The organism is Streptomyces sp. rh34 (genome assembly GCF_002551245.1).
Taxonomy (GTDB): Bacteria; Actinomycetota; Actinomycetes; order Streptomycetales; family Streptomycetaceae; genus Streptomyces.
In genome coordinates, this window is the sequence record NZ_NTGZ01000409.1 from 1 (window position 1) to 3,963 (window position 3,963).

The 3,963-nt window shown below is 68.1% G+C and carries 4 protein-coding genes; 2 read left to right on the top strand and 2 right to left on the bottom strand.

All coding sequences use genetic code 11. From position 1 onward, the window contains the following. Together CR470_RS36270 and CR470_RS36275 are read left to right on the top strand one after the other, a co-directional pair. On the top strand, positions 1 to 1,096 hold a 1,096-nt coding region (locus tag CR470_RS36270), incomplete at its 5' end, for a DNA-binding protein (protein ID WP_107489542.1). Beyond that, positions 1,096 to 1,671 carry a transcriptional regulator gene (locus tag CR470_RS36275; RefSeq protein ID WP_097871874.1) on the top strand — a complete coding sequence of 192 codons (576 nt, stop codon included), beginning with the start codon at positions 1,096 to 1,098 and terminating at the stop codon, positions 1,669 to 1,671. The genes CR470_RS36270 and CR470_RS36275, both read left to right, overlap by 1 nt. Before the next feature lie 120 nt (positions 1,672 to 1,791). Here the strand turns inward: CR470_RS36275 and CR470_RS36280 are convergent, their stop codons facing one another. Together CR470_RS36280 and CR470_RS36285 are read right to left on the bottom strand one after the other, a co-directional pair. After that, complete coding sequence (locus CR470_RS36280) at positions 1,792 to 2,250, bottom strand: hypothetical protein (protein WP_143663963.1); 459 nt, start codon at positions 2,248 to 2,250, stop codon at positions 1,792 to 1,794. A gap of 220 nt (positions 2,251 to 2,470) precedes the next feature. Beyond that, complete coding sequence (locus CR470_RS36285; RefSeq protein ID WP_097871879.1) at positions 2,471 to 3,736, bottom strand: IS701 family transposase; 1,266 nt, start codon at positions 3,734 to 3,736, stop codon at positions 2,471 to 2,473. Between the last annotated feature and the right edge of the window lie 227 nt (positions 3,737 to 3,963).

Here is a 3,963-nt window from a genome sequence, read left to right on the forward strand (position 1 = left end):
AGATGTGTATAAGAGACAGGCCCCGGCCCCTGCCGTGCCCGCTGCGGCTCCGGTGTCGCCGGTTCCGGCCCGGGTGCCGACCCGCCCGCAGCGCCGGTCCAAGAGCGCAGAGCGCGCCGAAGCGGACCTGATGGGCCTGATCCGGGGCGCGGTCGAGCAGGAAGCGGAGCGCGCCGGCGGGGACGAGGACGCCGCGTTGAAGGCGCTGATCGGCCGGGCGATCCCCGACGTCATGCACCTCTTCAACGAAACCCGGGCCACCGCCCGTTACGAGTACACCGCCTACCCGGCGCTCCCCGACGTCCTGCACAAGCCGTCCAAGCGTGAGCCGGACCAGATCTGGGAGGCCCGCCCCGCCTACAACAACCCCGCCTACTCCCTCCGCGCGCCCAACGCGGACCTCCGGGTGACCGCCCTGGACGTCAACGCCGCCTACCTGTCCGCGCTGAAGGTGTGGTTGCCGATCGGGAAGCTGGAGCACACCACGGGCGCGGACGGCGTCGGCCCGAAGCGCTCCGGGGTCCACCTGATCACCCCCGCCGAGTGGACCCACCCCCACCTGCCCGACCCGCTCGGGGACCGCGACGAACCCGGCGCCCTATGGATCACCGACGCCACCCTCCGTCTCCTGCTGCGCCTGTCCGGCCCGAAGTGGGGACTGACCCAGGCCCCCACGGTCCACGAGTCCTGGACGTCCGGTGCGACCGAGAACTTCCTCGACGCCCTGCGCAAGCTCCTGGTCGCCGCCCGGTCGGAGGCGATCACCGCCGGGGACAAGCTGACGCTGGAGTACGTCAAATCCATGTACAGCAAATTCGTCAGCACCATGGGGGAGTCGATCCACAACCGCGAGATGGTCCGCCCCGACTGGATGCACAACATCCACAGCCAGGCGTACGCGCTGCACTGCGGCCGCGCCTACAAGGCCCACCAGGCCGGGCTGGACGTCGTCGCGCTCAAGCACACCGACGAGCTCCACGTGATCGGGGACTGGAGGCAGGTGTTCACCGAGGGCCGGGGCGTGTCCGAACTGAAGATCAAGACCGGTGACGGCAAGGCGTCCGGTGAGTACCTGGTCGGGAAGGTGGGCGGCTGATGGCCGGACGCTGGAAAGACTTCGGCAAGTACGGCGCAAACGGCGCCCCCGGAGCCGAAGCACTCGGCATCGCCATCGAGGGGATGGTGCGCGGTGTCGCCTCACCGGTGGACAGCGACCGCGGCCTCGCCGCCCGCCTGAACTACCTCACCAAGTCCGACGCCGGATACGAGGCGATGGACCGCGCCGGCGTCCACGTATCCCCCCGCACCCTGATGGCCTGGCTTGCCGAGGAACACACCCCGAACAAGGCGAACCTCGCCCGCCTCGATGCCGCGTACTGGGACCTGCGCCGCCGCAACGTCGCCACCGACCTCAAGCACCGGCTCAACAACAACGGCCGGGGGACACGGGTGGAGATCAACCCGGTCAACCAGACCGGCGTTGACGAGCGATACCGGCGGGACCTGTCCAGCCGCAGCGTCAACGTCCGGGGCGTCTGGGACCGGGCGGTCGACGCGTGGATGGACGACGACCTGGACGAGCTGGACGCGGTGTGGGACGAAATCCTGGACCTGATCGGCTCGGACTACGACGGCTACAGCTACGTCTCCTCTATCGGCTGGGCCGCCTGACCCTCCTGGCCCCGATGCGTCTCGCCCCCGGCACTGGTACTGCCGAGGGCGAGATACGTCCGGATGCTAGCCCGGGAGCTCGCCGTCATTGGCATCGAACGTGTCGACCCGCGATCCGTTTCATTCAGGGAGGAGATCCACTTCCACGGACTGCTCTTCACGTTCTGCTGCGTGTCCCAGGGCATGCTCCATCGTTGTGTAAGCAGCCTGGGCATCCGCGCTTTCCGGCTCAAGGACCCAGCCGTGCCGACGCAGGTACTTCATATACACGACAGCCTGCCGGCCGTCCATCGTCACCAGAACCTGCGGAGGCTGCTGGGGTGGGCCTGGCGCGGGGGACACCTTCGCGGCGAACCCGAAGAGCAGCGGGTTGGTCCCCATGCCATCGCTTCCACCGGGAACCGTACTGGTGCGCTCCCAGAACGATTCCTCAGTCAACACCCGAACCGTCTGGATTTGCTGCACCATCGCTGTCCACTTGAACCCTTTCTCCGGCGGTCCCTCATCGCACCCTGCCAAGGCGAGCACGGCTGCCGCCACAACCGCTGTAGTACCTCTCGCGAACACCGATCCGGTCATATCTGAATTCTCGTCACCCATAACCATGGCGAAACTGCGGCGGACGGTCCGCTGATGCCCGCCCGGGCCGCGCTCAGAGGCGTAACGAGAGGGTACGACGGGGGACTAGTAGTGCTTGGTCATGTTGGTGCGGGGTCTGGCATGTCGCGGTGACAGGTGGGGCAGGCGCCGGTCCAGATCACGAGGAGTATCTGCAGCTCGCGAACGACTCGGTAGAGACTCAGGCCGGCGCCGTCCCTTTTGGGGATCGACTCAGTCGCTGCAAGGTGCAGAAGGCGTGGGCGACCGAGACGAGAGTGACGTGGTGGTGCCAGCCCGGCCAGGTTCGGCCCTCGAAGTGGGCCAGGCCGAGGGCCTGCTTCATCTCCCGGTAGTCGTTCTCGACGCGCCAGCGGAGCTTCGCGGTGCGCACAAGGACGGGCAACGGGGTGGTCTCGGGCAGGTTGGAGAGCCAGAACTGCACGGGCTCGTCCTGGTCGGCCGGCCATTCGGCCAGCAGCCAGCGGACCGGAAGCTCGGCGCCGGCCGTGGCCTTGCGGATCTCACGTCCGGCGGGCCGGACCCGCAGGGCCACGAACCGCGAATACATGCGCTTGTACCCGCTGCGGCCACTGCCCGGCCGTGATCCCTCCCTCCACTGCACCGGCCGCGCGGCACGTTTCCCGGCCGCGATGACCAGGCTCTTCACTCGTTGTGCCGGCTCGGGGTAGGCAGGAACCGGCCGTGGGCCACGGCCGGAGCAGTCCGGGACGCATGGCTGTGCGTCCTCGGGCTGCGCGGTGGTCGTGGTCGGAATCCCCACCACGTAGTTGAGACCGCGTGTCTCCAGGCCGGTCCGAAAAGCGGCAGTGTCCCCGTAGCCGCCGTCGGCGATGACCTGGGGCACCTCGATGCCCCAGGACCACGTCTCGTCGATCATGTCGAGGGCCAGCTGCCAATTCTCGACATGGCCCACCTGGGCAGGGATGGCGCACTTGTCACGGCGGGCGACCTTGGCCGGATCGGCCTTGGGCGAGGCGGGATCCCAGCTCCCGGGCAGGAACAGGCGCCAGTTCACCGCCGCCGAGGCGCCGTTGGAAGCCAGGTGCAGCGAGACCCCGGCCTGGCAGTTGGTGACCTTGCCCGCGGTGCCGGTGTACTGCCGGGTCACGCAAGCCGACGCGTCCCCGTCCTTGAGGAACCCGGTGTCATCGATGACCAGTGCGGTGGGTTTGATGACCGGCTGCATGCGCCAGGCCAGCCGGGCCCGCACATGCGCCGCGTCCCACGGGCTGGAGGTGACGAAGTGGGCCAGGGCCTGCCGATTCCCGTCCTCGCCCAGGCGGGCGGCCATCGGCTCCACAGACTTGCGCCCGCCGTCCAGCAGCAGACCCCGCAGATAGACCCCACCCCACCGCCGCTGATCCGCCCGCGCGAACGGCTCGAACATCTCCGCCGCGAAGTCCTCCAGATCACACCGGACCGCAGCCAACTCCTCGCTCAGCACACCCGGTCAACGACACGACCGATCAAGAAGACACGCCATCACAAACCACACATGACCAAGCACTACTAGGACTACGGCGGGCAGGAGTACGGCCAGGACGGCACCAGATCCGCAGCCCTGGAGCACGACTAGGTTCTGTCGTCAAATGTCACGCCCACATCAGGAGTGATGCGAGGGTGACGGCTGCTTCATAGGACTCGGCGGTCTTGTCGTACCGGGTGGCGATC